30 protein-coding genes and 1 pseudogene are annotated in these 25,295 nt (G+C 62.8%); 18 read left to right on the top strand and 13 right to left on the bottom strand.

Going from position 1 to position 25,295, the window contains the following annotated elements; translation table 11 throughout:
• The first annotated feature begins 9 nt into the window (after nucleotides 1–9).
• Nucleotides 10–462, top strand: a complete 453-nt coding sequence (locus tag FJ443_RS13510) for a MarR family transcriptional regulator (protein WP_140664432.1) — start codon at nucleotides 10–12, stop codon at nucleotides 460–462.
• A 21-nt stretch (nucleotides 463–483) separates the two neighbouring features.
• Here FJ443_RS13510 and FJ443_RS13505 read toward each other — a convergent pair whose 3' ends face one another.
• Together FJ443_RS13505 and FJ443_RS13500 are read right to left on the bottom strand one after the other, a co-directional pair.
• The gene (locus tag FJ443_RS13505; protein WP_140498624.1) at nucleotides 484–1,095 is read right to left on the bottom strand and encodes a pyridoxamine 5'-phosphate oxidase family protein; all 612 of its coding nucleotides are present in this window, start codon (nucleotides 1,093–1,095) and stop codon (nucleotides 484–486) included.
• Between the two features lie 63 nt (nucleotides 1,096–1,158).
• Complete coding sequence (locus FJ443_RS13500) at nucleotides 1,159–1,512, bottom strand: DUF971 domain-containing protein (RefSeq protein WP_140557192.1); 354 nt, start codon at nucleotides 1,510–1,512, stop codon at nucleotides 1,159–1,161.
• A gap of 197 nt (nucleotides 1,513–1,709) precedes the next feature.
• Between FJ443_RS13500 and moaA the strand changes: the two genes are divergently transcribed.
• The 13 genes and pseudogenes from moaA (at nucleotide 1,710) to FJ443_RS13435 (ending at nucleotide 10,907) form a co-directional block, all read left to right on the top strand.
• Nucleotides 1,710–2,705 carry a GTP 3',8-cyclase MoaA gene (gene moaA / locus FJ443_RS13495; protein ID WP_140557190.1) on the top strand — a complete coding sequence of 332 codons (996 nt, stop codon included), beginning with the start codon at nucleotides 1,710–1,712 and terminating at the stop codon, nucleotides 2,703–2,705.
• 54 nt (nucleotides 2,706–2,759) lie between these two features.
• Nucleotides 2,760–3,233 carry a hypothetical protein gene (locus FJ443_RS13490; RefSeq protein ID WP_140557188.1) on the top strand — a complete coding sequence of 158 codons (474 nt, stop codon included), beginning with the start codon at nucleotides 2,760–2,762 and terminating at the stop codon, nucleotides 3,231–3,233.
• Between the two features lie 117 nt (nucleotides 3,234–3,350).
• Entirely contained in the window at nucleotides 3,351–3,710 is a 360-nt protein-coding gene (locus tag FJ443_RS13485; protein ID WP_140498628.1) for a hypothetical protein, read from the top strand.
• Nucleotides 3,711–3,829: 119 nt separating this feature from the next.
• Nucleotides 3,830–4,750, top strand: coding sequence for a DMT family transporter (locus tag FJ443_RS13480; protein ID WP_140557186.1), 921 nt, complete (start codon nucleotides 3,830–3,832; stop codon nucleotides 4,748–4,750).
• Nucleotides 4,751–4,792: 42 nt separating this feature from the next.
• Nucleotides 4,793–4,885: pseudogene (locus FJ443_RS32060) on the top strand (molybdenum cofactor guanylyltransferase MobA); the annotation flags it as partial.
• 76 nt (nucleotides 4,886–4,961) lie between these two features.
• Entirely contained in the window at nucleotides 4,962–5,471 is a 510-nt protein-coding gene (gene mobB / locus FJ443_RS13470; RefSeq protein ID WP_140557185.1) for a molybdopterin-guanine dinucleotide biosynthesis protein B, read from the top strand.
• A 159-nt stretch (nucleotides 5,472–5,630) separates the two neighbouring features.
• Nucleotides 5,631–6,416, top strand: coding sequence for an ABC transporter substrate-binding protein (locus FJ443_RS13465; RefSeq protein ID WP_140498631.1), 786 nt, complete (start codon nucleotides 5,631–5,633; stop codon nucleotides 6,414–6,416).
• 74 nt (nucleotides 6,417–6,490) lie between these two features.
• The gene (locus tag FJ443_RS13460) at nucleotides 6,491–7,207 is read left to right on the top strand and encodes an ABC transporter permease (RefSeq protein WP_140498632.1); all 717 of its coding nucleotides are present in this window, start codon (nucleotides 6,491–6,493) and stop codon (nucleotides 7,205–7,207) included.
• Nucleotides 7,204–8,028: an ABC transporter permease gene (locus tag FJ443_RS13455; RefSeq protein ID WP_140498633.1), complete on the top strand. Its 825-nt coding sequence runs from the start codon at nucleotides 7,204–7,206 to the stop codon at nucleotides 8,026–8,028. Before FJ443_RS13460 ends, FJ443_RS13455 begins: the two co-directional genes overlap by 4 nt.
• Before the next feature lie 110 nt (nucleotides 8,029–8,138).
• Nucleotides 8,139–9,008 carry an NAD(P)-dependent oxidoreductase gene (locus tag FJ443_RS13450; protein WP_140498634.1) on the top strand — a complete coding sequence of 290 codons (870 nt, stop codon included), beginning with the start codon at nucleotides 8,139–8,141 and terminating at the stop codon, nucleotides 9,006–9,008.
• 7 nt (nucleotides 9,009–9,015) lie between these two features.
• Complete coding sequence (locus tag FJ443_RS13445) at nucleotides 9,016–9,699, top strand: DNA alkylation repair protein (RefSeq protein ID WP_140557183.1); 684 nt, start codon at nucleotides 9,016–9,018, stop codon at nucleotides 9,697–9,699.
• Between the two features lie 111 nt (nucleotides 9,700–9,810).
• Nucleotides 9,811–10,290 (top strand): GNAT family N-acetyltransferase, encoded by a 480-nt coding sequence (locus tag FJ443_RS13440; RefSeq protein ID WP_224646503.1) that lies wholly within the window; start codon nucleotides 9,811–9,813, stop codon nucleotides 10,288–10,290.
• A gap of 47 nt (nucleotides 10,291–10,337) precedes the next feature.
• A complete protein-coding gene (locus tag FJ443_RS13435) occupies nucleotides 10,338–10,907 on the top strand; it encodes a DUF3299 domain-containing protein (protein WP_140664430.1) in 570 nt (189 codons plus the stop codon).
• 46 nt (nucleotides 10,908–10,953) lie between these two features.
• Here FJ443_RS13435 and FJ443_RS13430 read toward each other — a convergent pair whose 3' ends face one another.
• The 4 genes from FJ443_RS13430 to FJ443_RS13415 form a co-directional block, all read right to left on the bottom strand.
• Nucleotides 10,954–11,445: an Lrp/AsnC family transcriptional regulator gene (locus FJ443_RS13430; protein WP_006205209.1), complete on the bottom strand. Its 492-nt coding sequence runs from the start codon at nucleotides 11,443–11,445 to the stop codon at nucleotides 10,954–10,956.
• Between the two features lie 108 nt (nucleotides 11,446–11,553).
• Nucleotides 11,554–12,171 (bottom strand): uracil-DNA glycosylase family protein, encoded by a 618-nt coding sequence (locus tag FJ443_RS13425; RefSeq protein WP_224518976.1) that lies wholly within the window; start codon nucleotides 12,169–12,171, stop codon nucleotides 11,554–11,556.
• A gap of 2 nt (nucleotides 12,172–12,173) precedes the next feature.
• Nucleotides 12,174–12,785 (bottom strand): glutathione S-transferase, encoded by a 612-nt coding sequence (locus FJ443_RS13420; RefSeq protein WP_140515378.1) that lies wholly within the window; start codon nucleotides 12,783–12,785, stop codon nucleotides 12,174–12,176.
• Nucleotides 12,786–12,834: 49 nt separating this feature from the next.
• On the bottom strand, nucleotides 12,835–13,458 hold the full coding sequence (locus FJ443_RS13415; protein ID WP_140515377.1) for a thermonuclease family protein: 624 nt from the start codon (nucleotides 13,456–13,458) through the stop codon (nucleotides 12,835–12,837).
• Nucleotides 13,459–13,531: 73 nt separating this feature from the next.
• On the opposite strand from FJ443_RS13415, the gene FJ443_RS13410 reads away from it, so the two are divergent.
• A complete protein-coding gene (locus FJ443_RS13410) occupies nucleotides 13,532–15,052 on the top strand; it encodes a HAMP domain-containing sensor histidine kinase (RefSeq protein WP_140515376.1) in 1,521 nt (506 codons plus the stop codon).
• A gap of 37 nt (nucleotides 15,053–15,089) precedes the next feature.
• On the opposite strand, the gene FJ443_RS13405 is transcribed toward FJ443_RS13410, so the two are convergent.
• Nucleotides 15,090–16,088, bottom strand: coding sequence for a nicotinate-nucleotide--dimethylbenzimidazole phosphoribosyltransferase (locus FJ443_RS13405; RefSeq protein WP_140498984.1), 999 nt, complete (start codon nucleotides 16,086–16,088; stop codon nucleotides 15,090–15,092).
• A 160-nt stretch (nucleotides 16,089–16,248) separates the two neighbouring features.
• Here FJ443_RS13405 and FJ443_RS13400 point away from each other — a divergent pair, with 160 nt between their 5' ends.
• Together FJ443_RS13400 and FJ443_RS13395 are read left to right on the top strand one after the other, a co-directional pair.
• Nucleotides 16,249–16,482: a DUF1289 domain-containing protein gene (locus tag FJ443_RS13400; protein ID WP_140498642.1), complete on the top strand. Its 234-nt coding sequence runs from the start codon at nucleotides 16,249–16,251 to the stop codon at nucleotides 16,480–16,482.
• Between the two features lie 13 nt (nucleotides 16,483–16,495).
• Nucleotides 16,496–17,200 (top strand): TIGR02281 family clan AA aspartic protease, encoded by a 705-nt coding sequence (locus FJ443_RS13395; protein ID WP_140498643.1) that lies wholly within the window; start codon nucleotides 16,496–16,498, stop codon nucleotides 17,198–17,200.
• A gap of 17 nt (nucleotides 17,201–17,217) precedes the next feature.
• Here FJ443_RS13395 and dusA read toward each other — a convergent pair whose 3' ends face one another.
• On the bottom strand, nucleotides 17,218–18,216 hold the full coding sequence (dusA, locus tag FJ443_RS13390) for a tRNA dihydrouridine(20/20a) synthase DusA (protein ID WP_140498644.1): 999 nt from the start codon (nucleotides 18,214–18,216) through the stop codon (nucleotides 17,218–17,220).
• A gap of 456 nt (nucleotides 18,217–18,672) precedes the next feature.
• Nucleotides 18,673–18,975, bottom strand: coding sequence for a DUF982 domain-containing protein (locus FJ443_RS13385; RefSeq protein ID WP_140498645.1), 303 nt, complete (start codon nucleotides 18,973–18,975; stop codon nucleotides 18,673–18,675).
• A 328-nt stretch (nucleotides 18,976–19,303) separates the two neighbouring features.
• Here FJ443_RS13385 and FJ443_RS13380 point away from each other — a divergent pair, with 328 nt between their 5' ends.
• Nucleotides 19,304–20,761, top strand: coding sequence for an NCS1 family nucleobase:cation symporter-1 (locus FJ443_RS13380; protein WP_140664427.1), 1,458 nt, complete (start codon nucleotides 19,304–19,306; stop codon nucleotides 20,759–20,761).
• Nucleotides 20,762–20,807: 46 nt separating this feature from the next.
• Here the strand turns inward: FJ443_RS13380 and FJ443_RS13375 are convergent, their stop codons facing one another.
• The 4 genes from FJ443_RS13375 to secG all read right to left on the bottom strand — a co-directional run bounded on the left by FJ443_RS13375 (nucleotide 20,808) and on the right by secG (nucleotide 25,167).
• Nucleotides 20,808–21,359: a DUF1697 domain-containing protein gene (locus tag FJ443_RS13375; protein ID WP_140498647.1), complete on the bottom strand. Its 552-nt coding sequence runs from the start codon at nucleotides 21,357–21,359 to the stop codon at nucleotides 20,808–20,810.
• A 26-nt stretch (nucleotides 21,360–21,385) separates the two neighbouring features.
• Nucleotides 21,386–23,023, bottom strand: coding sequence for a CTP synthase (locus FJ443_RS13370; RefSeq protein ID WP_140498648.1), 1,638 nt, complete (start codon nucleotides 23,021–23,023; stop codon nucleotides 21,386–21,388).
• A gap of 212 nt (nucleotides 23,024–23,235) precedes the next feature.
• A complete protein-coding gene (locus tag FJ443_RS13365) occupies nucleotides 23,236–24,360 on the bottom strand; it encodes a L,D-transpeptidase (RefSeq protein ID WP_140664424.1) in 1,125 nt (374 codons plus the stop codon).
• A gap of 330 nt (nucleotides 24,361–24,690) precedes the next feature.
• Complete coding sequence (secG, locus tag FJ443_RS13360; RefSeq protein WP_140498650.1) at nucleotides 24,691–25,167, bottom strand: preprotein translocase subunit SecG; 477 nt, start codon at nucleotides 25,165–25,167, stop codon at nucleotides 24,691–24,693.
• Nucleotides 25,168–25,295: the final 128 nt, after the last annotated feature.

Genomic DNA, 25,295 nt, shown 5'->3' with positions numbered 1-25,295 from the left:
AGTTCAAAGATGAACAATAAACAAGAGCTGCCCTGGAACAACCCGCGGTTTCGCAACTGGGTCGCGGTTGCGCGCGCCTGCCATGTGCTGGAGCGCACGCTTGCCGTGAAGCTCGCGCCGCTCGATCTGAAGCCCGCGCAGCTCGATGTTTTGATGAATCTCTATCGCCATCCCGGCATGTCGCAGCACGATCTCGCCCGCAAGCTGCTCGTCGGCCGCTCCAACATCACCATGCTGTTGCCGCAGCTCGAGGCACGCGGCCTGCTGCGCCGCGAAGGCGACGAGAAGGACAAGCGCATCCTGCGGCTGGCCCTCACCGAAGCTGGCGAGGCGCTGCTGATGCAGGCGCTGAAGGTGCACATGGCGCTGATCGAGAAAGCGATGAGCCAGTCGACGCCGGAGCAGTGCGACATGATCGGCGAGCAGATGCGCAAGATCTACGAGGTGTTGAAGGACGCCTGACCGCCATTGCGGTCCAGCGGATCACCACATCGTCTTTTTTGCCCGCTCCGGCCATTCCTTGTCATAGGTTTCGCCGTCGATGTTCCTGCGGCTGGTGATCTCCAGGATCTTTCCTGGCGTCGGCAGGGACTTCGGATCGACATGCCTTTCCGGGTTCCACAGTTCCGACCGCACGATGGCGCGGGCGCATTGGAAATAGACCGTATCGACATCGATGACGCTCACCGAGCGTGCCGGCCTGCTGTCGACCGTGAACGACGCGCAAAGCGCGGCATCCGTGGTGATGCGCGCGCGGCCGTTGATGCGCAGCGTCGTTCCGGAGCCCGGCACCAGGAACAGCAGCCCGACGCGGGGATCGCGAATGATGTTTTTCAGCGAATCGGCGCGGTTGTTGCCGCGCCGGTCCGGCATCATCAGGGTTTTCGGATCGACGATGCGCACGAAGCCGGCGAGATCGCCGCGCGGCGAGCAATCCAGCCCTTCCGGCCCGCTGGTCGCCAGCGCGACGAAGGGCGAGGCCTCGATGAAGGCGGCGTATTCGGGAATGACGTGGTCGAGTTCCTTGACCACCGAGGCTTCGCCGGGCAGGCCATAGAACGCTTCAAGCTGTTCGACGGTGGTTATGATGGACATTGTCTTGTCTCCCGATCCGCCGCCCCTACTCCCGCTCCATGACATCTTGACGACGCCCGCCGGCTAACGGTCGCGGCTGAGACCCTTTTGTGCCAGCTCGGCAAGATAGGCATTCCAGCGCGCATCCTTCTCGTGGCCCAGCGTGTGCAGGTAATTCCAGGTGAAGATACCGGTGTTATGGAAATCATCGAAGGTGATGCGCACCGCGTAGTTGCCGACCGGTTCAATTTTGAGGATGGCGACATCGCGCTTGCCCGGAACGGTCACCCGCTGGTCCGGCGAATGGCCCTGCACCTCGGCCGACGGCGAGGCGACGCGCAGCAGCTCGGCCGGCAGCTCGAATGGCTGGTGGCCGGGAAAGGTCACGGAGAGCAGTTTGCGGTCTTTGGAGACCCGCAGTTCCTTCGGCGCCGTCATGGTGTTTTTCCGTTTCGAACCGCCCTTCCCTACGCCGCTTCGCCGGATTGGAAAAGCCCGTACCAGGCAGCCGACATCCGGTGTCGGTCGGGGAATGTTACCAAAGATCGAGAGCGGCTATCTTGAACGACAGGCCGGATCGTATCACATAGCGATATATAACGCCGTCGTTCACAGCCACGGGAAACGCTTCACGCATGGACATGATCGATCCTTTCGGCCGCACGATCAGCTACCTGCGCGTGTCGGTCACCGACCGCTGCGATTTCCGCTGCACCTATTGCATGGCCGAGGACATGGCTTTCCTGCCCAAGAAGGACCTGCTGTCGCTCGAGGAACTCGACCGGCTGTGCAGCGTCTTCATCGCAAAGGGCGTGCGCAAATTGCGTCTCACCGGCGGCGAGCCGCTGGTGCGCAAGAACATCATGCACCTGGTCCGTCAGCTGTCGCGTCATCTCGAAAGCGGCGCGCTGGAAGAACTGACGCTGACCACCAACGGCTCGCAGCTTTCGCGTTTTGCTGCCGAGCTCGCCGATTGCGGCGTCAAGCGCATCAATGTTTCGCTCGACACGCTTGATGCCGACAAGTTCCACGCAATCACCCGCTGGGGCCATCTCGGCAAGGTCATGGCCGGCATCGATGCGGCGCAGGCGGCGGGGCTGAAGCTAAAGCTCAACGCCGTGGCGCTGAAGGATTTCAACGACGCCGAATTGCCTGAGATGATGCGCTGGGCGCATGGCCGCGGCATGGACCTGACCGTCATCGAAACCATGCCGATGGGCGAGATCGACGCCGACCGCACCGACCAGTACCTGCCGCTGTCGCTGCTGCGCGCCTCGCTGGAGCGCCAGTTCACGCTGACAGACGTCCCGTTCAAGACCGGCGGTCCGGCCCGCTATGTCCATGTCGCGGAAACCGGTGGCCGGCTCGGCTTCATCACGCCGATGACCCATAATTTTTGCGAGAGCTGCAACCGCGTCCGGCTGACCTGCACCGGCACGCTCTATATGTGCCTGGGCCAGGAGGATGCCGCCGATCTCAGGGAGCCGTTGCGTGCGTCCGAAGGCAACGATCTGGTCGGCGCGGCGATCGACGAGGCGATCGGGCGCAAGCCGAAAGGGCATGATTTCATCATCGACCGCCGCACCAGCCGCCCCTCCGTGTCGCGGCATATGAGCGTCACCGGCGGCTGATTTTCCCACGGATCTGGTGCAGGATCGCTTCCGGCTGACTGCTGGAGGAATGGAATGAAGTGCGCGCGCTCGGTATTGGCATTCGTTGCGGCGATCGCGGCAATCCCCTCGGCCGCCGCTCCTTTCACCTACACCAACGAGCGATTCGGCACGGTCTGCACCTTTCCCGATGATGTTTTCACCGACCGCCAGCCCGAACCGGACAACGGTGACGGCCAGCAATGGCTCGCGCCCGACGGCGCCAGCCTGATCTGTTCCGGCATCCTGAATATCGACAACGACACGCCGAGACACTTCGTCGCGACCGAGAAAGCCAGCACGGAGGCGGGTTACAAGGTCACCTACAGCAGGACGGGAAAGAACTGGGCCGTGCTTTCGGGGCTGAAGGCCGGGAACATCTTTTATGAGCGCCGCCTGTTCGGCAAGGACGGCGTCATCCGCACCGTCTGGATCGAATATCCGCCGGCCGTGAAGTCGAAATACGACCCGCTGGTCAGCGCCATCGCCGCCAGCCTCGAGGGACCGTGACTATTGCGGCCATGCCGCAATAAATCTCCGCCGGCGGATGCCCGCCTGATTTACCCCAGCCGTTTTCGCGCCTAGCCTTCCATCCGGTAGCGGCTTTCGCTCCGTGGGGAAAACATTATGCGCAAATTCATCTTTTCTGTTGCCTTGCTCGGCCTCGCCGCCATGCCGGCGGCGGCGCAATCCATCGGCGGCACTTACGATGTCGCCGGCACCAATTTCGATGGTTCGGCCTATGGCGGCGAAGCAACCATCACGCTGACAAGCGGCACGACCTGCACGATCCATTGGGAAACCGGCGGCTCGTCCTCGGACGGCATCTGCATGCGCAACGACAACGCCTTCTCGGCCGGCTATGTCCTGGGCAAGGAGATCGGCCTTGTCGTCTACAAGATGGATGACGACGGCTCGCTGCACGGCCTGTGGACGATCGCCGGCAAAGACGGCAGCGGCACCGAGGTGCTAACGCCGAAGAAGTAAGGCCGGTCATCCGCGGTTGAAATTCTGGGCCGCGATCAAGGCCGTGGCCCAGCCCTTTGTCGTTGCTGTTTCGGTCCCGGCTGCTACAGGCTTTTTTCAAAGCAGAACCGGTAGAGATCTTGCCCCTTTCTCCCAATCTTCGCGGTGCGTTGTTCATGGTGGTGGCGATGGCCGGCTTCACCCTCAATGACGCGATCACCAAATATTCGTCGCAGTCGATGAACATGGCGCAGGTCATGCTGATCAGAGGCGCATTTGCCTCGCTCTTCGTCGGCCTGCTTGCCTGGCAGCGCGGCGCGCTGGTCCGGCCGCGCTCGATGCTGCAGCCACTGGTGGCGCTGCGCGTCCTTGCCGAGGCCGGCGCGACGGTGACCTTCCTGGTCGCGCTTGCCCATTTGCCGATCGCCAGCGTCTCGGCCGTCCTGCAGGCACTGCCGCTGGCCGTGACAATGGGCGCGGCCCTTGTCTTCGGCGAGGCGGTCGGCTGGCGCCGCTGGCTGGCGATCGCCGTTGGATTTGCCGGCGTGCTGGTCGTGGTGCGCCCGGGCTTCGAGGGGTTCAGCATGTTTTCGCTCGTGGCGCTGGCCAGCGTCGCCTGCTGCGCAGTGCGCGACCTCGCCACCAAGCGGATTCCGCAGGCTATCCCCACGCTGCTGGTCTCCACCGCAACGGCATTGGCCATGACGGTGGTCGGCGCGCTGCTGCTGTCGCCGATGGGCGGCTGGACACCGATGACGGGAAAAGCCACTGCGCTGCTGGCGCTCGCAGCAGTGCTGGTGCTCATCGGCTACCAATTCATCATCATGGCGATGCGCTCGGGCGAGATTTCCTTCATAGCACCGTTCCGCTATACGGCGCTGCTCTGGTCCATTGTGCTCGGCCTGCTGGTCTTCGGCGATGTCCCCGACATGACAATGATCATCGGCGCCAGCACAATCGTCGGCTCCGGCCTTTACGCGCTTTATCGTGAGCGCGTCGTCGGCCGGCGCAGGATCGTCGCGGAAAGCACTGGTCCTGCCATGGCCCCGGACGGCATATAAGAGGCTCGCGGGGAATTTTCGCGAAGGCGCACGGGCTCGATGATGGTGAGAGATATTGCGGGATTGATGCTGGCCGGCGTTCAATCCAGATGCAGGGGCGGCGGCGACAAGACCTTGCTGCGGCTCGAAAGCGGCTGGCCACGGCGGCCGATCAACATCAACATGCCCGACGATCTTGCCAAGGCGGCGCGGTTGCTGCAGAGCATCTGAGATGAACAAGCGCCTCTTCGGCATCACCGGCTGGAAGAACTCCGGCAAGACGACCCTGACTGAGAAACTGGTCGCGGAACTCGTTGGGCGCGGCTGGAGGGTTTCGACCGTAAAGCACGCCCATCATGATTTCGACATCGACAAGCCGGGCGCGGACAGCTTTCGCCACCGGCAGGCAGGAGCCATGGAAGTCGCCATCGTCTCCGCCAATCGCTGGGCGCTGATGCACGAATTGCGCGGCGAGGATGAGCCGGCGCTGGAAGCCATCCTGTCGCGGCTTGCGCCGTCCGACATCGTGCTGGTCGAAGGCTACAAGCGCGAAGCCCACCGCAAGATCGAAACCCGGCGCCTGGAGGCGAAGGACCGGACGCCGCTTTCGGCGGGTGACCCCGGGATCGTTGCCATTGCGGCCGACTTCGTCATCGAGGACAAAAGCCTGCCGGTGTTCGATCTCGACGACGTGAAATCGATAGCCGACTTCGTCGAGCGCGCGACCGGCCTCGTTGCTTGAGAAGTAACGTAACGGCAGAAGGACATTGCCGATTTTCGTGGTTTTGCAGTTGCTTTTTTCTTGGAAAGAGTGGGAGTATCGGGCCAGCGGGCGGTCAAAAGCACCGCCCCCACAGAGCCGTTTCGGAACGACGGCCGGGACCATAAAGAGAGGATCATTATGCGTATTGCACTGCGTATCGCGCTCGCCGCTTCGGCCGCGCTGCTGACGCTCGGCGTAGCCCAGGCCCAGGAAAAGACCCTGAGGATCGGCACCGAGGGCGCCTACCCGCCCTTCAACAACCTGACTTCCGATGGCAAGCTCGTCGGTTTCGACATCGACATCGCCCAGGCGCTCTGCGACGAGATGAAGGTCAAATGCACCTTTGTCGCCCAGGATTGGGACGGCATCATCCCGGCGCTGCAGGCGGGCAAGTTCGACGCCATCGTGGCCTCGATGTCGATCACACCGGAGCGTGCCGAGAAGGTCGACTTCACTCACAAATACTACAACACGCCCTCGGCGCTCGCCGTCCCGAAGGATTCGACGCTGAAGGGCGTGACCAAGGAGGACCTCGCCGGCAAGAGTATCGGCGTGGCCACCACGACGACGCATTTCAACTATGCCTCGAAGACCTACACCGACAGCACGATCAAGGGTTATCCGAGCAGCCCCGAGGAACAGGCGGATCTGGCCAACGGCCGCCTCGACGCCATCGAGGATGATATCGTGGTGCTGCAGCAGTGGCTGGATTCGCCTGACGGTGCCTGCTGCAAGATCCTCGGCCAGCCCTCGCCGCAGCCGGTCGAGATTTTCGGACCTGGCGCCGGCATTGCCGTGCGCAAGGGCGAGACCGATCTGGTCAACAAGCTGAATTCCGCCATCGACGCCATCAGGGCCAACGGAAAATACAAGGAAATCAACGACAAGTACTTCAAGTTCGACGTCTACGGCGCCGAGTCCTGATAATCACCTCCAAGGGCGGCAGGGTCTCCCTGCCGCCTTACCCGATCTGGGAGCTCTGGAGATAACACCACTCGATGCCAGCCCAAAGCATATGGACACTTCTCAGTTGGGGACCCAATGGCTGGCTTGACGATATCGCCTATGGCGCGGTGGTCACCATCGCGCTGGCGCTCGCCACGCTTCCGATCGGCCTGACGATCGGCTTTTTCATTGCCTGGGCAAAGCAATCCGAAGAGCCTTCGCTGCGGCTGGCCGCGAACATTTACACCACCATGTTTCGGGGCCTTCCGGAGCTGGTGACGCTCTTCCTGTTCTTCTTCGGCATGCCCATCCTGCTGCAATACATCATCCGCTTCTTCAGGCCCGAGGCGACGATCGATGTCGACAGCTTCATCGCCGGCATGATCGTGCTCTCGCTGATCTTCTCTTCCTATGCCAGCGAGGTATTCCTTTCGGCCTTTCGCGCCATTCCGAAGGGCCAGTATGAGGGCGGCTATGCGATCGGTCTGTCGAAGTGGCTGACCATGCGCAAGGTGATCCTGCCTCAATTGCTGCGCATCGCCTTCCCCGGTCTCGAGAATTGCTGGCTCAGCCTGCTCAAGGACACAGCCCTGGTCTCGGTCGTCAACCTCGCCGAGACCTTGCGCAATGCGGGCGTCGCGGCGCGCGTCACCAAACATTCGTTCCTGTTCTACAGCGTCGCGGCGCTGGTTTTTCTCATCCTGGCAATCCTGTCTTCGATCGCCACCGGCTTCATCTTGCGGTCGCTCGGGCAGAAGGAAGCGCGATGAGCGTCACCGACACCATTGCCGTCGATCGGCCGCCGCCGCCGGCGCGCGGCTGGCCGCGTGCCCGTATCGTGGGATACGCACTCGTCGGCCTCTGGATCCTCTTCGGCTTCGGCATACTGGCCTATCTGGTCTCCGCGTGGAACGGCGAGTTCTTCGCACGATATGCGCCGGCCTATCTGCAGGGACTTGGAACCACCCTGTCGCTGGTGGCTGTGTCGATGGTGGCCGGCGCCATCCTGTCGCTGCCCGTCACCTATGGCCGCATGTCGAACAACCGGTTGCTGTCGTGGCCCGCCTATTGCTACGTCTATTTCTTCCGCGGCACGCCGCTGCTGGTCCAGGTCTATCTGGTCTATTACGGGGTCGGTTCTTTCCGCGTGCAGCTCGAATCGGTTGGGCTATGGTGGTTCTTCCGCGACGCCTTCAACTGCGGCGTGTTCGCCTTTGCGCTCAACACGGCCGCCTATCAGGCCGAAATCTTGCGCGGCGCCATAGAGAGCGTTCCAAGGGGCCAGTGGGAAGGCGCCGCTTCGCTCGGCCTGCACAAGTTGCAGACGCTGCGCAAGGTCATACTGCCCCAGGCGATCATCGTGGCCTTGCGACCCTACGGCAATGAACTCGTTCTGATGATCAAGGCCTCCGCGATCGTCGCCATCATCACCGTCTACGACCTGATGGGCAATGCGAAACTCGCCTACGCCAAGTCCTTCGACTTCCAGGCCTATGTCTGGGTGGCAATCGTCTATCTGGTGATGGTCGAGATCCTGCGCCACGGGGTCGAATGGATCGAGCGCCGGATTACCATTCACCTGAAACGGTAAGCCTACCTGATCTGTGCCAGTCGATGGCGCGGCGCGCGCCTTGACGAATCCGCCGCATGGCCTAGACCTTCCGCAACTGCAATCTTTGCTCCCGTCGGAAGGAACAAGCCATGGCATCGGTGGCATTTCTCGGTCTTGGCGTCATGGGCTACCCCATGGCCGCGCATCTGAAGAACAAGGGCGGCCATGACGTCACCGTCTACAACCGCACCGGGGCAAAGGCGGAGCAATGGGTCGCCCAGCACGGCGGCGCTCTCGCCCTGACGCCGGCGCAGGCTGCCGAAGGCAAGGACTTTGTTTTCTCGTGCGTGGGCAATGACGACGATCTGCGTTCGGTGACGACGGCAAAGGACGGTGCCTTTCAGGCCATGAAAAAGGGCGCCGTCTACATCGACAACACCACGGCATCGGCCGAGGTCGCGCGCGAATTGGCCGAGACCGCACAGGAGCGCGGCTTCTCGTTCCTCGACGCGCCGGTCTCCGGCGGCCAGGCCGGCGCCGAAAACGGCATTCTGACCGTCATGGTCGGCGGCGATCAGGCAGCCTTCGACAAAGCCAGGCCCGTCATCGACGCCTATGCCCGGATGGTAGGGCTTATGGGACCGGCAGGCGCCGGCCAGCTCACCAAGATGATCAACCAAATCTGCATCGCCGGGCTGGTGCAGGGACTGTCCGAAGGCATCCATTTCGGCAGGAAAGCCGGGCTCGACATCGAGAAGGTCATCGATGTGATCTCCAAGGGCGCAGCGGGCTCGTGGCAGATGGAGAACCGGCACAAGACGATGAATGCAGGCAAATACGACTTCGGCTTCGCGGTCGACTGGATGCGCAAGGATCTCGGCATCTGCCTTGATGAAGCCGACCGCAACGGGGCCAGACTGCCCGTGACGGCGCTCGTCGACCAGTTCTATAAGGACGTCCAGGCGATGGGCGGCAGGCGCTGGGACACATCCTCACTGCTGGCGAGGCTGGAAAAGTAGAACGCAGATGTCCCTGCCCTGCCCGAGCTGGAGCGCGGACGACGTCGTCGCTCACCTGCGCTCGATCGGCACGCAGGAAAACCGCGCCGGCATGGCCCGGTTCGGCATCAACACCGCGACGGCGCTTGGTGTAGGCAATTCGGATTTGCGGCCGCTGGCGCGCAAGCTGAAGCGCAATCACGAGCGGGCGCTTGCCCTGTGGGACAGCGGTGTTCGCGAGGCGCGGCTGGTGGCGGCGTTCACCGGGGAGCAGAAAAGGATCACGGCCGAGCAGTGCCGCCGCTGGGCCGGCGATTTCGATTCATGGGAGATCGTAGACAGCGTTTCGGATCTCTTTGCTGAAACGCCGTTCCGGCGTGAGTTGATCGAGGAGTTTGCTGCCGACGAACGCGAGTTCGTGCGCCGCGCCGGCTTTGCCATGGTGGCGTGGAGCGCAGTGCATCTGAAGCAGGAGCCGGACGCGACGTTTCTCGCCTATCTGCCGTTGATCGAGGCGCATGCCGGCGATCCGCGCAATTTCGTCAGGAAGGCGGTCAGCTGGGCGCTGCGGCAGATCGGCAAACGCTCGGCGGCGCTGCATGCCCCTGCCCTTGCGCTCGCGCAAAAGTTGGCCGGATCATCCGACAAGACGGCGCGCTGGATCGGCCGGGACGCCGTGAAGGAGTTAGCTGGATCGGCCGGGACGCCGTGAAGGAGTTAACGGATGCCAAAAGGCTGGAACGGCTCACCTCCAGAAAAAGCTGATCTTGCCGATATCCGGTTCACGGAGGTGACGCCGGCAACACGCGGCGACTTCGAGATATTGTTCGAGCAGCCGGGTGCGCCAAGATATTGCTGGTGCATGGCGTGGCGGCAGTCCGTCCGCGAGCACATCCCGAATGATGAGAAAAAGCGCCAGATGATGGCACTTATCGATGCCGGCAGGCCGGTCGGCATCCTCGCCCAGATCGACGGCAAGACCGTTGCCTGGTGTTCGGTCGCGCCGCGCGAAACCTACCGAAGGCTTTCAAAGCAGCAGGACGACAGCGAGACGGGGGTATGGTCAATCGTCTGCTTTTATGTGCCAAGGGCTTTGCGCGGTCGCGGTTTTGCTTCCGCATTGCTCGATGCGGCCATTGACCACGCGTTCGCCAAGGGGGCGCATATCATTGAGGCCTATCCGGTGGGCGAGGCATCGCCGAGCTACCGTTTCATGGGGTTTCGCGACATGTTTGCGGCGCGCGGCTTTCACGACGCCGGCATGACCGGTTCTCGCCGGCATGTAATGCGGCTCGAGCGTTGACGTCGCCGGTGGCGGTGTCTTTACTCGAACGCAAAGGAAAACGTCCGATGACCAAACGTCTGATAGCCATGGCAGCGTTCGCGGGCGCGATGTCGGCTTTTACAGCCGCCCTCGCTTCGGCCGAGACCACACACATATTCTGGAAGGATTTGCGCCCGGCGACCCAGGCGGTTGCCGAAGAAGCTGGCCTGCCGATGATCGCGGCAAAATTGCCCGATCGCGGCGAGACGTTATCCCTCGGCCTGCAGGACAAGACCATACAAATAGCCGGCTATGCGTTGCCGGTCGATCGCGAAGGCGATCTTGTCTATCAATTCCTACTGGTGCCGTGGACCGGCGCCTGCAGCCACATGCCGACACCACCACCCAACCAGATCGTCCTGGTCACCCCGGCTCAGCCCTACAAAATATCGCGGGCCTACCAGCCGGTTTCCGTAACCGGCGCGCTGAAACCGGGCATGGAGAAGAGCCAGCTTTTCATCCTGGACGGCGTCTCGGTCATCCAGTCGGGCTATACCGTGCGCAAGGCAGACGTGACCGGCGTCGACACCGTGCCGGACACAGTCACCCTACCGGTCAACTCGCCTTGGACTTTCCTCAACAAAAAGAAGAACTAAGCAAGGCGAGCTTGCGTGACCTTGCATGCATCAAGGCCACGCGCGCTCAGGCCGCGTTCGCACCCGATTCCTTGTCCAGCACCATGTAATCGAGCGGGATTTCGGTCGTGTATTTGATCTGCTCCATGGCGAAGGAGGACGAGACGTCGCGAATCTCGATCTTGGCGATCAGCCGCTTATAGAAAGCATCATAGGCTGCAATGTCGGGCACCACGACACGCAGGAGGTAGTCGACATCGCCGCTCATGCGGTAGAACTCGACCACCTCGGGGAATTCCTGGATGACTTCGGAAAAGCGCCGCAGCCATTCATGGCTGTGCGAATTGGTGCGGATCGAGACGAAGACGGTGACCCGCACATTGACCTTTTCATGATCGAGAATGGCGACACGCCGCTTGATGACGCCCTCTTCCTCGAGCTTCTGGATGCGCCGCCAGCAAGGGGTCGTCGACAGTCCCACTTTCTTGGCGACATCTGCGACCGCGAGCGTCGCGTCCTCCTGCAGGAGGCGGAGAATTTTTCGGTCAAGGCGGTCCATTGAAAGCTCCTGAAGGAATGGATTGGCCATAATCGGCGTTATTATAGGCTTCCACAAGAAAAAAATTCTGCTGATTGGCGGAAAAGCCGGTGGTTTCTTGCTGAATGTCTAACCGAGGCGATAGCGGATTTCCGACCTGAGGAAAGGCAGCAAATCCATTTCAAACCAGGGATTCCGCTTCAGCCAGCCGGTGTTGCGCCAGGACGGATGCGGCAGCGGCAGCACCTTCTGGCCAGCGGATTTCTCCCAGATGGAGCGCCAGTCCCTCACCGTTTCCGTCAGGGACGGGCGCCGCGCGGCACCCATGTGCCAGGACTGCGCGTAGATGCCGATCGTCAGCACCAAGTCGATCTGCGGCATGAGCCCCATCAACGGCGCGCGCCAGGCCGGCGCGCATTCACGCCTTGGCGGCAAGTCGCTGCCCTTGGCGTCCTGGCCGGGGAAACAGAAGCCCATCGGCACGATAGCGAACTTCTCGGTGTCGTAGAACTCCTCGCTGGTGACGCCGAGCCAGTCTCGCAGCCGGTCGCCCGAAGCATCGGTGAACGGCATGCCCGACAGATGCACCTTGGTTCCCGGCGCCTGGCTGGCAATCAGGATGCGGGCATTCGACGAGGGTCGCAGCACCGGGCGCGGTTCGTGCGGCAGTGGCCGGCCGATCGGATTGTCGACGCAGATGCGGCAGGCGCGAACCGTCGCGGCGAAGCTTTCGAGTTCCGCAGTCATCCTCAGGCCGCGGCACTCGGCCGGCTCGAAACCATCCGATACCAGCGCAACACATTGCTGCACTCGTCCGGCACCTTGATGCGCGCCGGTTTCATAAAATCGATGGCGATCATCCCGGTGATATCGGCGATCGAATAGGCGTCGCCGGCGGCGAATTCGCGGGTTCCCAGTTCGCCGTCGAGAAGTCGCAGAAATTCGATTGCCTTCGGCTTGTTGGCCTCGCCCCACTCGGGAATCTGCGGGATCTCCCATTCCTTCATGGCCGGATGGGTGTGGCGGAAAGCTTGCGCGACGCAGGTCAGCAGGTTGAATTCCATCCGCCTTTGCCACATCTCGACCTGCGCCTTGCCGAGCGCCCCGCGACCGAACAGTGCGGGCTCGGGATTGAGTTCCTCGAAATAGCGGCAGATGGCGACGGACTCGGTGATGACGGTGCCATCGTCAAGCTCCAGCACCGGCAATCGCCGCAGTGGATTGCGCGAGCTGACCGCCTGTTGCCTGTGTTCCAGCGCGCCCATGTCGACGGACACCAGCGGAACCGCGATTCCCTTCTCGGCCAGAAAAATGCGAACCCGTCTTGGGTTGGGCGCCCGGCCGCCGTCGAAGAGCTTCATTCGATCCTCCAGTTCTTGCCGGTGATGGCAGGGTTCAGCTTCCGCCGGCTTACCAGAAGCGGAAGATCTCTCGCACGGCATCGCCGATGGAGGCGAACGTGCCATGTTTTCTCTCGACGGACTCGCCATGGTGGCTGTCGCGCCAATCTTGCGGCTGGTCGAACGTACCTGCCCAGATACCGGCCTTTGCCGCGCGCGCGATCGCTTCCTCGCTCTCGTAATCGCCGAAAGCGACCGCCCAGCCCGCCTCGACCTGTGCGCGGTTGAGATCGGTGTCCCCGGCCCTGCAATCGCCGAGCAGCCGGCCGTAACGATCGCGCTGCCAGCCGCTGCAGATGACGGGCCTGCCGGCGATCAGGCGCACCAGAGATTGGCGCGCAAGCGTGCCACAGGAATAGTCGGCGCCTTTCTTGCGGCAGGTCTGAGTGTATTCCGGCGCGTCGATGCCGCGCATGCGAATGCGTTCGGCGCCGAGCGTGATCGAGTCGCCATCATTGATGATGGCGACGCCCTGTGTCTTTCGCGTCTCCACGCGATCGAGGCGCGCCGCAAGCACGATCAGCAACCCCAGAATAATGACGGTCAGCCCGTAGTCCAGCAATTTGCGCCATGGGCTTCGCGGACGCGGCGCAGCGTACCGCCGGCGCGGTCCTTGCGACCAGGAACGGCTCATATGGCAAACGGTTGGTTAATCATTCGAACGTAGCTTAACACCTTGAAATGCCGCCCGCATAATTGAAGTCTTCATGCCTTTGCAACGCTCGAACACAGCGGACAAATTCATTGTGGACCGCAGGAAACGCCATCGCAACAGCGATGTCGCGCGCGCGGTGCGCAAGACGCGCGACCGTCTTTCGCAACAGGCCGGCAATCCGGATTTCGATCGCGAACTATTGAAACTCCATGCGCGCGCGATGACCAGCGGGGCCATTGCCATTCCGCTGCTTGTCCTGGCGATCGCCGCGCTTGGCCGGCTGGCCGGCATCGGCAATGAGATCATTCTCTGGGCGCTGTTCACCCTGACCTGCTACACGATGTTGGCTTTCATGGCGCGCCGCGTCGAACGCGTGGAAGCGTCCGAGCTTAACCCGTTGCAAACCCAGAGAGAATTCCTGTTCGCACATTTCCTGTGCGGCCTCGGCTGGGGCTGGTTCGTCTGGCTCGGCTGCGGTGCCTGCGCGGTCGACCAGTTTCAGGTGGTCAAGGCCGTGGTGCTGCTGCTTGCCATGGCCGGAACCGCTATCATGGCCTCATCCCTGCGCGGGGCGCTGCTGGCGACTTTCGCTGTTCCGGTGACGCTTTACGCCTACGCCGAAATAAGACTGTGGATGCCTGTCGGGGCGATCATGGCCGTACTGCTCGTTCTTTCGCTGCCTTTCTTTGCCTATATCGCGCGGAACCTCAACCGCTCCTCCCTGATGCTTTTGTCGTTCCGCTCCGAAAAGGACGCGCTGATCGCCGAAGTCGAGACCGCGAAATCGATGTCGGACGAGGCGCGGCGGCGCGCGGAAGATGCCAATCTGGCCAAATCGCGCTTTCTTGCCTCGATGAGCCATGAATTGCGCACGCCGCTCAACGCAATTCTCGGTTTTTCCGAAGTGATGTCGAACGAAGTGCTGGGGCCGATGAGCAATCCCACTTATCGCGACTATGCCCATGACGTGCACGAATCCGGCCAGCATCTTCTCGACCTCATCAACGAGATCCTCGACCTGTCGCGCATCGAGGCCGGCCGGTACCAGCTCAATGAAGAGCCGGTGATGCTGCTCGGCATTGTCGAGGATTGCTGCCACATGATGGAGTTGAAGGCGCGCAACAAGGATATCCGCGTCATTCAGGATTTCGAACATGCCTTGCCGCGCCTGTTCGCCGACGAGCGCGCGGTGCGCCAGATCACCCTCAACCTCTTGTCCAACGCGATCAAGTTCACCGCTACCGGCGGCGAAATCCGCGTGCGCGTCGGCTGGACGGCCGGCGGCGGACAATACATCTCGGTCAGGGACAACGGCCCCGGCATACCGGAAGACGAGATCCCGGTAGTGCTTTCGGCCTTCGGCCAGGGTTCGATCGCCATCAAGAGCGCCGAACAGGGCACCGGACTTGGTCTGCCGATCGTGCAGGGCCTGCTCGCCATGCATGGCGGCGAATTCCAACTTCATTCCAAGCTGCGCGAAGGCACAGAGGCGATTGCCATCTTCCCGCTGAGCCGGGTAATGGAGGAACTCCCGGCCCTGCCGACCGCGGCGGTCGCGGCGCGTCGGCGTTGACGCGCCTCATGCGTGGAATGAGCGACGAATGCTCGGCCTAGCCGCGAACGGCCGCGGCCATGCCCGAACTGGTCAGTGCCGCTGCCTTGATTAGGCCGGCGGCAAGTGCCGCGCCTACTCCCTCGCCGTGGCCGACGCCGAGGTCAAGCAAGGGGCGAAGGCCAAGGCGCTCGGCGGCCTGCGCATGCGCGGGCTCCGGCGACAGGCCGGCGAGCAGGCAATGATCCAGTGTCGCAGGATTTGCGGCATGCAGCACCGCCGCCGCGGCCGTTGCCGCAACTCCGTCGAGCAGCACGGGGATTCTCTGCATCCGTGCCGCAAGGATGGCGCCGGCTATCGCCGCGAACTCACGGCCACCGAGCCGGCGCAGCACCTCCAACGGTTCATCGAGATGGCCGGCGTGGAAAGCCAGCGCCGCATCGACCACCTCCGCCTTGCGCGCCTGCATCGCCGCATCGGCGCCGGAGCCCGGGCCGACCCAATCGGTGCCCTTGCCGCCCAACACGGCCGCGAACAGGGCCGCGGCGACGGTGGAATTGCCGACGCCCAGATCGCCGAGGCAAAGCAGGTCGGCGCCGCCGGCGATCGCCTCCATGCCGAAGGCCATGGTCGCGGCGCAACCCCGCTCGTCGAGTGCGGCATCCTGCGTGATGTCGGCTGTCGGAATATGCAAGGCGAGATCGAAAACCTTCAGCCCGAGGTCGTTGGCGACGCAGACCTGGTTGATCGCTGCACCGCCGGCCGCACACAGTTCGACGGCGTTGGCGGTCGCCGCCACGACTCTCGGCGAGACGCCGTGCCTGACAACACCATGGTTGCCGGCAAAGACCGCGACCAGAGGCCGCGTCACTGCCGGCGGCGCACGGCCGCTCCATGCTGCCAGCCAGGCAGCGATATCCTCGATGCGACCAAGCGAGTTCCTTGGCTTGTCCGCCTTGGCGAACAGCGTTCGCACACGGGCCTCGGCTGTCGTGTCGGCCGCCGGCAGGTTGGCCAGCAGGTTACGGAAATCGTCGAAGGGCTGTGCTCTGGTCATGTCGTGGAAATCGTCCTTGCAGATGGCAGCGGCATAGCCGCCCTCGTGCGCCGGCACAACCTCCCGCGCCTGATGTAAAAGCGGCCGCGAGCGACGCATTCCCGAGGGCTTGCAAAGGCCATGCCGTTGCACCATGTGGAAGTCAGCCAAGGAAACATTCATGACGGCCATCGAATCCCCATGCATTCTGGTCTGTTCGATCGATATGAAGACCGGTTTCTGTTTCGGGTGCGGCCGCACCCGGGACGAGATCGGCGCCTGGATCGACATGACGGCGCAGGCGCGCCGTAACGTCATGGCCCAACTGCCTGCAAGGCTGGAGACGGTCGAGCGCCGGCCGCGCCGCGAAACCCGCCGCACCCGTATGGCACGGGAACGCGACGCGCTCTCGTGAACGGATTGCCGACATGAACCGCCTGTTCTGGATCCTGATGCTCGTCATCGGCGTCGGCGCGGTGCTGCTGATGTTCAACGATTCCGCCGGCAATACGCTCGGCGTCGAGAACGATGATTTCGGCCGGTTGATCTGGCTGGGCGCCTTCGGCGCGCTCATCGGCGCCGGCCTTCTAAGGTCGGGCCGCCCGCTCAGCGCCATGGCGCGCAATCTCGGCGCGTGGGCGGCGATCGCGCTCGCGCTGATCGCCGGCTATCAATATCGCTACGAATTGCAGGATTTCGCCAACCGGGTAACCGCTGGCCTTGTTCCCGGCAGCCCGCTGGCGCTGGGCATCGAGGACGGCCATGCCACCGTGACGCTCGACAAGGCCGACAATGGCCATTTCGAGGCGCGCATCCTGATCAACGGCGCGCCAGTGCGCACGGTGGTCGACACAGGAGCGACCAGCACCGTGTTGACGTCGCAGGACGCCCAGGCAGCCGGGATCAATCCCGCCGCTCTCGATTTCACCATACCGGTCTCGACCGCCAACGGCACGGCGCGCGCCGCGGCTGTGAAAACCAACGAACTGGCCATCGGCGGCATCGTGCGAAAGAATATGCCGGTGATGGTCGCGGCACCCGGTATGCTTGGCCAGAGCCTGCTCGGCATGAACTTCATCAGTTCGCTGTCCGGCTTCGACGTGCGCGGCGACCGGATGACCCTCCGGGATTGACGTTCGGCGAAAGCGGTTCAGGCGGCCTTGTCGACCGCCCCGCTGAGGTCGACCGCAGCGAACGCCGTCTTCAGCACCTGCGGCCCAGCGCCGGGGCGCGTTGCATCCGTGGAGAGGATCTGGCGGTAGCGGCGCGCACCGGGCAATCCATGGAATAGCCCGACCATGTGGCGGGTGACATGACCGAGCCGCCCGCCCTGTTCGACATGGCGTGCGGCGTAGCCGGCCATGACGTCGATCAGCGCGGCGAAATCGAAGGGAACGGTCCGCTCTCCATAAAACATGGAATCGACGCCGGTCAGAATGCCTGGAGTATGGTAGGCGGCGCGGCCGAGCATGGCGCCGTCGAGGTGCTGGAGATGCGTCTGCGCCTCTTCAAGCGATTGAATACCGCCATTGATGCCGATGAATTCGCTCGTTTTTCTCGTCTTCAGCCGATAGACGCGACCGTAGTCGAGCGGCGGGATGTCGCGGTTTTCCTTGGGGCTCAGCCCCTCCAGCCATGCCTTGCGCGCATGCACCCAAAGGGCGTCGGCGCCGGCCGCGAAAACGCCGTCTGCAAGCGCATCCAGCGCCGGCTCGGGATCCTGCTCGTCGACGCCGATGCGGCATTTGACGGTTACGGGAATGGTCACGGCCGCCTTCATCGCCGCGACACAGTCGGCGACGAGGTCAGGCACCTTCATCAGGCAGGCGCCGAACGTACCGGACTGGACGCGGTCCGACGGGCAGCCGACATTGAGGTTGATTTCCTCATAGCCGAAAGCCTGGCCGATGCGCGCCGCCTCGGCCAGCTTCCCCGGATCGGAGCCGCCGAGCTGCAGCGCGACCGGATGTTCCGCCTCATCAAAACCAAGCAGGCGCTCGCGCGCGCCCTGGATGACCGCGTCCGCCACCACCATCTCGGTGTAGAGCAACGCACGGCGAGTCAGCTGGCGATGGAAGAACCGGCAATGGCGGTCCGTCCAATCCATCATCGGGGCGATTGCCACCTTATGCTCTTGGTATCTCGACATTTTTTGCGTCAATTGGTTGGTTGATGCGGGCGGTATGGCCACCAATCCTCATATCGGCGACATATGCGAAGTAGGCAAGCCCCTCGCTCGAGCAGTAAGTCTGAAGGCGGTCCTTCTGCGCCTGCCAAATCCTATGGCCTGAAGTGCTGTCTTCTCGTTTTTTTCGAGTGCTGGGCGAAATCGCTCCAAGAAATCGGAAGCTTGCACCCCCTTGCTACACCGCAGGAGAGCGGCACGCCGTTTTGCGACCTGGTCGATAGTCTTTCAACTGCGGCGAACAAGACGGGGGACCGCCTTTCCAGGATTGGCTGCTTTCCGAAGTTGCCGACCACAAGCAGATGGTGGCCATCCTGGGCCGCGCCGCATTAGGCGTTCGCCGACGCCATGGCAAACGGACAAACAGTCGATCGGCGCCGGGGGTCGGCGCCGATTTTCGACTACAGCCGGTTCAGAACGTTACCGCCGCAGCGCGTACACGCGCCCAGCTGGCTCGCTGCCCACCGACAAGGCCATGTCGTCATCCAGAAGCCGCGTGATCCGGGCGAAGCCGGTGAACGCCTTCCTGGCTTCTTCAGCCGACATCTGCCCCGACAGGGCGGCCGCGCAGCAGTTCAGCGCGCATTGATAGACAGGGCCACGTCGCCCGGTCGGCCATTTACGCAAAAACATCATGGCCTCGGCAACACTGTCGATTTCCTCGATAGGGTGTCCCTGCCCGCGTGAAATCCGCACGGGCGAAAAAAAATGCAAATAGTCCATCATATCCTCCCGCTCGGTCGCGACGTGTTCGACCGAACCCCATCAAACGCGCCATCATCCACTTGGTTCCATAAAAAACGTACGCTTGGCAAAAAAAGGGCAGGTTTGCCCGTCGCGGCTCCGATGTCGTCGCGCCGGCGCTTGAAAGCGCCACGAACCCGACTCGCCGATCAGAGGGCAAGCATCATGCCGCGCGACAATGGCGATCCCCATTGAATATCTTTAAGGCCAAAGCCGGCAAATCAGCCGATTGCCCCTTCCCTCGCGTCAGGCGTAACCTTGACGGTCAACGCGTGAGGGCGCGTGCTGCAAGAAGGGGACAATTGCAATGACGATACAAGGCGCATCGCCGGATCTATATAACGAAGATCTCGCACCGGCCAAGATACGAAACTGGGGACCATTCTCGATCTTCAACGTCTGGACGTCGGACGTGCACAGCCTCTGGGGTTACTATCTCGCCGCCAGCCTTTTCCTGTTCTGCGGCGGTTTCGTCAACTTCATCATCGCCATCGGCATCGGCTCGCTCGTCATCTACGCGCTGATGAACATGGTCGGCTATGCCGGCGTGAAGACCGGCGTGCCTTACCCAGTGCTCGCCCGCGCCTCGTTCGGCATATGGGGCGCCAACATACCGGCGCTGGTGCGCGCCATCGTCGCCTGCTTCTGGTACGGCGCACAGACGGCGGCCGCTTCCGGCGCCATTGTCGCGCTGCTGATCCGCTCGCAATGGTTCGCCGATTTCAACGCCAACACCCATTTCCTCGGCCACTCCGGGCTGGAAGTGATCTGCTTCGTGGTCATCTGGGCGCTGCAGCTGCTGATTATCCAGAACGGCATGGAGACGGTGCGCCGCTTCCAGGATTGGGCCGGGCCAGCCGTGTGGGTGATGATGCTGATCCTGGCCGTCTATCTCTGTGTCAAAGCCGGGACCTTCGCCTTCACCAGTGACATTCCGGTGGAGGTGCTGCTCGAAAAGACCAAGGATGCGGGCGTGCCAGGTACGCCGGGATCGTGGACGTCGCTGTTCGCCGTCGCCGCGATCTGGGTGACCTATTTTTCGGCCCTCTATCTCAACTTCTGCGATTTCGCCCGCTATGCACCGGACAAGGCATCGCTGCGCAAGGGCAATATCTGGGGCCTGCCGATCAATCTCATCCTGTTCTCGCTGGTCGCTGGCGTCACCACCATTGCCGCTTACGACGTCTATCACGAGGTGCTGCTGCACCCCGACCAGATATCGGCGAAATTCGGCAGCTGGTTCCTGGCCGCGCTCGCCGCCTTGACCTTCGCGGTGGCGACGCTCGGCATCAATGTCGTGGCCAACTTCGTCTCGCCGGCCTTCGACTTCTCTAACGTCTTCCCGCGCCAGATCGACTTCAAGAAGGGCGGCTACATCGCGGCACTGATCGCGCTCGTGCTCTATCCCTTCGCGCCTTGGGAAGGCAGCGCTGCGTCCTTCGTCAACATCATCGGCGCGACGATGGGGCCGATCTTCGGCGTCATGATGGTCGACTACTACCTGATCCGGAAGGGCGAGGTCGACGTCGAAGCGCTTTATCGCGAGGACGGCGAGTTCCGCTTCCAGGGCGGCTGGCATGTCAATGCCTTCATCGCTGCCGGCATTGGCGCCGTCTTCTCCTCGATCCTGCCGAACTTCACCAACTGGCTGCCATCCTGGTGGGGCGTCTATGGCTGGTTCTTCGGCGTCGGGATTGCCGGCATCATCTACTACGTGCTGCGCACCGCCGCCGTGGGTGCCGGCGCCAAGACGGCGAAGGCCTGAAATGGGGCAGTAGGCAGGAAAGGTAGGGAAAGCAGACGGCTTCCCCCTACTGCCTACTGCCTGCTCCTACCATCTCGGCCAACCGGCGCACCGTGTTCCAGTTGCGCGACGTACCGACGCCCAGGCGTTTGTGATTGGCGGCCGCGAGCAGCCGTGAACTCGGTCGTTCCCGCGAAAAGACGACCCAGATGTCGCCGCCGCGTGACATCACCTTCTCATCGGCGGCGGCATAGGTCTCGAGCGCCGCCGCCGCATCATCGGGCACGGGCTTGCGCATTATCCGGACCGCCACCTGGTCACCGGTCTCGGCGGATTCAGCCGGAAACGGATTGCCGGCCGCGAGCCTCAGCCAATCTTCGGCAGCGCGCACGATGATATCGACATGTCGGCCGAAAGCTTTTTTGAAGGCGGCCTCCAGACGCTGCTCGAGACCGGCGACGTCCGTCGCCGGCGCCTCGAAGACAAGATTGCCCGTCGCCACGAGCGTACGGACATTCTTCAGCCCGAGGCCTTCCGCCATCGCCTTCAGGTCGGACATCACGACCCGGCGCCCTTCTCCCAGGACGATGCTGTAGAGAAGGGCGACGTAGGTCTGCATCGGATGCCGAACCCCGCCTGGCGCGCCTATACCAGGCGCGATTGTTCGACCGCCGCCTCGATGAAGCTGGCGAACAGCGGATGCGGGTCGAGCGGCCGGCTCTTCAGCTCGGGGTGGTATTGCACGCCGATGAACCAGGGATGGTCGGGGTATTCGACCGTTTCGGGCAGCACGCCGTCGGGCGACATGCCGGCAAACACCAGGCCGCAATCCTCCAGCCGCTGCTTATAGTCGATATTGACCTCGTAGCGGTGGCGGTGACGCTCGGAAATCTGCGTGTCGCCATAGATGTCGGCGATCTTGGAACCCTTGGCGAGCTCGGCCTGATAGGCGCCGAGCCGCATCGTGCCGCCGAGATCGCCGGTTGCCCGGCGCTTCTCCAGCATGTTGCCCTTCAGCCACTCCGTCATCAGGCCGACGACCGGCTCCTTGGTCGGGCCGAATTCGGTCGAGGAGGCCTCATCGACCCCGGCCAGCGACCGCGCCGCCTCGATACAGGCCATCTGCATGCCGAAGCAGATGCCGAAATACGGCACCTTGCGCTCACGCGCGAATTTCGCAGCCAGGATCTTGCCTTCCGAGCCGCGCTCGCCGAAACCGCCGGGCACCAGGATGCCATGCACCTTTTCCAGCCAGGGCGTCGGATCCTCCTTCTCGAAGATTTCCGATTCGATCCAGTCGAGCTTGACCTTGACGTGGTTGGCCAGACCGCCATGCGACAGCGCCTCGATCAGCGATTTGTAGGCGTCCTTGAGGCCGGTATATTTGCCGACGATGGCGATGGTCACCTCGCCTTCCGGATTGTGGATGCGGTTGGACACGGCCTGCCACGGCTCCATGCGCGGCTTCGGCGCGGGGTCGATGCCGAACGCGGCCAGCACTTCCGAATCGAGCCCTTCCTTGTGGTAAGCCATCGGCACGTCGTAGATGTGCGGCACGTCGAGCGCCTGGATGACCGCGCTTTCCCTGACATTGCAGAACAGCGACAGTTTTCTACGCTCTTCCTTGGGAATGGCCCGGTCGGCGCGGACGAGCAGGATGTCGGGCGCGATGCCGATGCCGCGCAGCTCCTTGACCGAATGCTGGGTCGGCTTGGTCTTCAATTCGCCCGCGGTCGGGATATAGGGCATCAGCGTCAGATGCACATAGACGGCGTTGTTGCGCGGCAGGTCGTTGCCGAGCTGGCGGATTGCCTCCAGGAACGGCATCGCCTCGATGTCGCCCACGGTGCCGCCGATTTCGCACAGCACGAAATCATAGTCGTCATTGCCGTCGAGGACGAAATTCTTGATCTCGTCGGTGACGTGCGGGATGACCTGCACGGTGGCGCCGAGGTAGTCGCCGCGCCGCTCGCGCTCGATGATGTTCTTGTAGATGCGGCCGGTGGTGATGTTGTCCTGCTGGTTGGCGGAACGGCCAGTGAACCGCTCGTAATGGCCAAGATCGAGATCGGTCTCCGCGCCGTCATCTGTGACGAACACCTCGCCATGCTGATACGGCGACATCGTGCCTGGATCGACATTGAGGTAGGGATCGAGTTTTTTTATGCGTGCGCGATAGCCCCGCGCCTGCAAGAGAGCCCCGAGGGCCGCTGCGGCAATGCCTTTTCCAAGTGAGGAAACCACGCCGCCTGTGATGAATACATATCGCGCCATGGGAGTCATCGCTTAACGCGGCCGGATTGATTCCGCCAGAGAAAAAACCGCCGCTAAGGCTTTTTCCCAACAAGGCGCTCGAACCGTGATCCGAAAATGGGATCCGGTTTTCGGATAGGCCCATGTCGAACGGGCTGGCCCGTTCCACTGGAACGCGACCGAGAGCGAGGCAAAACAAAAGGGCCGGCTGAACCGGCCCTTTTGGCAAGCTGCTGCAAACGTCAGATGATGACGACCTTGGTGCCGACCTTGACGCGGCTGTAGAGGTCCATGACGTGCTCGTTCATCATGCGGAAACAGCCATTGGAAGCGCTGGTTCCGATCGACTGCGGCGCGATGGTGCCGTGGATGCGCAGATGCGTGTCCTTCTTGCCGTCATAGAGGTAGATGGCGCGGGCGCCGAGCGGATTCTGGCCGCCGCCGGGCATGCCGTCCTTGTACTGGGCATAATGCTTGGGCTCGCGCTTCTGCATGTCCAGCGTCGGGATCCAGCGTGGCCACTCCTGCTTGTCGCCGACCGCCACGGTGCCCTTGAACTGCAATCCTTCGCGGCCGACCGCGATGGCGTAGCGGCGGGCGGTGGACGATGATTCCACCAGATAGAGCCGGCGGGCACTGGTATCGATGACGATCGTGCCGGCCTCGTAACCGGTGAATTCCACGTCCTGTGGCACGAACTCCGGCTTTACCTTGAACGGCTTCTTGGCGTTTTTCCTGGCGAACGCCGAATCCAGCGCACGGGTCTCAGGCAGATAGTTGATCGAGGACGATGCCATCTGGCCGCCAAACAGTCCGGCGAACAGGCCGCCGCCGGTGCGCTGTTTCTGGCCAGGCAGCTCGCTGCGCAATTCGCCATTATTGCCGGTCAGCGCAACGTTCATCACCTCGGCCGATTCCGGTTCGGCCGAAGGAATCGGCTCGATCGGCGTCAACGGCTCGATGATCTTCGTGATCTTCTTGGCCGGCTTGGCCGCGGCCACTTCGGTCGCTGGGGCAGTCTTGCCTTTCTTGGCCAGGAACGCCTGCCGTTCCGCCTCGGCCTTCGCTTTCGCCGCCTCGCGCATCGCCATCTTCCTGGCTTCCAGCGCCTTGGCCTTGGCGGCTTCCTTGTCGGCAACGATCTTGGCCTCGATCTTTTTGATCTGGACGAGATCGTCCGGTGTCGGATTTTTCTTCTTCTTGAGAAGCCTCAACTGCGCCGCATCGCTCTTGGCTGCGACGTTGATGGCGTCGGTCTTGCCGACCGACTGATTGGCGGCCAAATTGGCTGGCACGCCGGCGAAAGCCGGGGAGCTCATGCCGAGTGCGGCGCAAAGTCCCAGGAAGATGAAGCTGCGAAGCTGCATGGCGAAGATCCGATCGTTCAATATTTGTTGCCCACGGCGTCGCCCGGCGTCCCCCAAGGACACCGAAAATGCCGCGCGCAATCTATAGTCGAATAAGCGCGGGCGCCTCAAGCGCGAGGCCGCTGCACTTCCCGTCGAATCTTCGTGATGCCGCCGCATTTGCCGCGACTGTGATCAAACGACAACAGATCGGCTGAGTGTAAGAGATCAGAGCGGGCCGAGAGCCTGGCGGCGAGAACCGGAACCGAGCGCAGTTCGGTTGTAACGACGCAGAATGCCGGCGTTCGCACGCCGGCGCTCCCTGTCAGATAGCCCTTGAACGAACCCGGATTACTGGTTCGGAACCTGCGGGGCCGCGGGCGCGGTGCTGGTGCCGTTGGTCGCCGGCGGCGTCGAGCCGGCGGCAGGCGGCGTGGCCGGAGCATTGGCAGGCGGCGTTGTCGCGGCTCCGTTGCCGGAAGGCGGCGTCGGCGCGGCGTTGCCTGAAGGCGGCGTCGGGGTGGTCGTGCCAGGCAATTGGTTGAGTACGCCCTTGCCGGCGCCGTCCGATGTTGCGGGAACGCGGTCGAGAATGTCGATCGGCTTCTCGCCGTAGCGGGCAATGATCGACAAGGTCAGCGACGTCACGAAGAAAGCGGCCGCCAGAATCGCCGTCGCCCGGGTCAGCGCATTGGCGGCGCCGCGCGCCGTCATGAAGCCGGATCCGCCACCAATGCCAAGGCCGCCGCCTTCGGAGCGCTGCAGCAGCACAACGCCGACAAGGGCCAGAACGACCATGAGATGGATGACGATCAGTACGGTTTGCATAGTTTATCCTGGCAATGCCCTGCCCGGCCGCGGACACGACCGGGGAATTGGAGGCGGCTCAATACAATGCTTTCACGGCATTTCCAAGCCCGCGGCCGGAATATGGGAAGCAAGGCGTCCTTTACAAC

Origin of the sequence: Mesorhizobium sp. B2-6-1 (assembly GCF_006440475.1) — a bacterium.
In the GTDB taxonomy this organism is placed as follows: domain Bacteria; phylum Pseudomonadota; class Alphaproteobacteria; order Rhizobiales; family Rhizobiaceae; genus Mesorhizobium.
The sequence above is the reverse complement of the archived record's forward strand: the minus strand, read 5'-3'. Positions and strand labels throughout refer to the sequence as shown.

Bases quoted from the DNA above. Each gene is read 5' to 3' on its own strand.
- FJ443_RS13510 (WP_140664432.1), top strand. From the start codon at position 10: ATGAACAATAAACAAGAGCTGCCCTGGAACAACCCGCGGTTTCGCAAC.
- FJ443_RS13450 (WP_140498634.1), top strand. From the start codon at position 8,139: ATGGCATCGGTGGCATTTCTCGGTCTTGGCGTCATGGGCTACCCCATG.
- FJ443_RS13395 (WP_140498643.1), top strand. From the start codon at position 16,496: ATGAACCGCCTGTTCTGGATCCTGATGCTCGTCATCGGCGTCGGCGCG.
- FJ443_RS13380 (WP_140664427.1), top strand. From the start codon at position 19,304: ATGACGATACAAGGCGCATCGCCGGATCTATATAACGAAGATCTCGCA.
- FJ443_RS13375 (WP_140498647.1), bottom strand. From the start codon at position 21,359: ATGCAGACCTACGTCGCCCTTCTCTACAGCATCGTCCTGGGAGAAGGG.
- FJ443_RS13370 (WP_140498648.1), bottom strand. From the start codon at position 23,023: ATGACTCCCATGGCGCGATATGTATTCATCACAGGCGGCGTGGTTTCC.
- FJ443_RS13385 (WP_140498645.1), bottom strand. From the start codon at position 18,975: ATGGACTATTTGCATTTTTTTTCGCCCGTGCGGATTTCACGCGGGCAG.
- FJ443_RS13400 (WP_140498642.1), top strand. From the start codon at position 16,249: ATGACGGCCATCGAATCCCCATGCATTCTGGTCTGTTCGATCGATATG.
- FJ443_RS13490 (WP_140557188.1), top strand. From the start codon at position 2,760: ATGAAGTGCGCGCGCTCGGTATTGGCATTCGTTGCGGCGATCGCGGCA.
- secG (WP_140498650.1), bottom strand. From the start codon at position 25,167: ATGCAAACCGTACTGATCGTCATCCATCTCATGGTCGTTCTGGCCCTT.
- FJ443_RS13445 (WP_140557183.1), top strand. From the start codon at position 9,016: ATGTCCCTGCCCTGCCCGAGCTGGAGCGCGGACGACGTCGTCGCTCAC.
- FJ443_RS13420 (WP_140515378.1), bottom strand. From the start codon at position 12,785: ATGAAGCTCTTCGACGGCGGCCGGGCGCCCAACCCAAGACGGGTTCGC.
- FJ443_RS13505 (WP_140498624.1), bottom strand. From the start codon at position 1,095: ATGTCCATCATAACCACCGTCGAACAGCTTGAAGCGTTCTATGGCCTG.
- FJ443_RS13365 (WP_140664424.1), bottom strand. From the start codon at position 24,360: ATGCAGCTTCGCAGCTTCATCTTCCTGGGACTTTGCGCCGCACTCGGC.
- mobB (WP_140557185.1), top strand. From the start codon at position 4,962: ATGAACAAGCGCCTCTTCGGCATCACCGGCTGGAAGAACTCCGGCAAG.
- FJ443_RS13435 (WP_140664430.1), top strand. From the start codon at position 10,338: ATGACCAAACGTCTGATAGCCATGGCAGCGTTCGCGGGCGCGATGTCG.
- FJ443_RS13425 (WP_224518976.1), bottom strand. From the start codon at position 12,171: ATGACTGCGGAACTCGAAAGCTTCGCCGCGACGGTTCGCGCCTGCCGC.
- FJ443_RS13430 (WP_006205209.1), bottom strand. From the start codon at position 11,445: ATGGACCGCCTTGACCGAAAAATTCTCCGCCTCCTGCAGGAGGACGCG.
- FJ443_RS13460 (WP_140498632.1), top strand. From the start codon at position 6,491: ATGCCAGCCCAAAGCATATGGACACTTCTCAGTTGGGGACCCAATGGC.
- FJ443_RS13465 (WP_140498631.1), top strand. From the start codon at position 5,631: ATGCGTATTGCACTGCGTATCGCGCTCGCCGCTTCGGCCGCGCTGCTG.
- dusA (WP_140498644.1), bottom strand. From the start codon at position 18,216: ATGTCGAGATACCAAGAGCATAAGGTGGCAATCGCCCCGATGATGGAT.
- FJ443_RS13455 (WP_140498633.1), top strand. From the start codon at position 7,204: ATGAGCGTCACCGACACCATTGCCGTCGATCGGCCGCCGCCGCCGGCG.
- FJ443_RS13500 (WP_140557192.1), bottom strand. From the start codon at position 1,512: ATGACGGCGCCGAAGGAACTGCGGGTCTCCAAAGACCGCAAACTGCTC.
- FJ443_RS13415 (WP_140515377.1), bottom strand. From the start codon at position 13,458: ATGAGCCGTTCCTGGTCGCAAGGACCGCGCCGGCGGTACGCTGCGCCG.
- FJ443_RS13485 (WP_140498628.1), top strand. From the start codon at position 3,351: ATGCGCAAATTCATCTTTTCTGTTGCCTTGCTCGGCCTCGCCGCCATG.
- moaA (WP_140557190.1), top strand. From the start codon at position 1,710: ATGGACATGATCGATCCTTTCGGCCGCACGATCAGCTACCTGCGCGTG.
- FJ443_RS13405 (WP_140498984.1), bottom strand. From the start codon at position 16,088: ATGACCAGAGCACAGCCCTTCGACGATTTCCGTAACCTGCTGGCCAAC.
- FJ443_RS13410 (WP_140515376.1), top strand. From the start codon at position 13,532: ATGCCTTTGCAACGCTCGAACACAGCGGACAAATTCATTGTGGACCGC.